General features: G+C 61.4%; 1 protein-coding gene. It reads right to left on the bottom strand.

Going from position 1 to position 236, the window contains the following annotated elements; genetic code table 11:
* Positions 1 to 236 (bottom strand): Nif3-like dinuclear metal center hexameric protein (locus SB756_RS35340; protein ID WP_410913917.1); only part of this gene is annotated, 236 nt, incomplete at both ends.

Below are 236 nucleotides of genomic sequence, written 5' to 3'. Positions count from 1 at the left end.
CGACGAGGGAACCGACCAGGCCGACGACCTTGGGGTTGCTCGGGTCCAGCGGGCCTTCAACAGTAATGTCCAACTGGCGGGCAAGCTGCACGTTGTTGCCCACATCCGGGTGCAGGTCCAGCGGCAGATGGTAGGCCAGCAAGCTGATGTCGTGTTTGAGCAGGGTTTTCAGGCGGCGCTGCTTCATGCCGGTGATGCACGGGTTCTCACCCTTCCAGATATACCCGTGATGCACC

Origin of the sequence: Pseudomonas sp. SIMBA_068, assembly GCF_046534705.1 — a bacterium.
Lineage (GTDB): Bacteria > Pseudomonadota > Gammaproteobacteria > Pseudomonadales > Pseudomonadaceae > Aquipseudomonas > Aquipseudomonas putida.
This window is presented reverse-complemented; position numbering and strand designations above follow the sequence as displayed.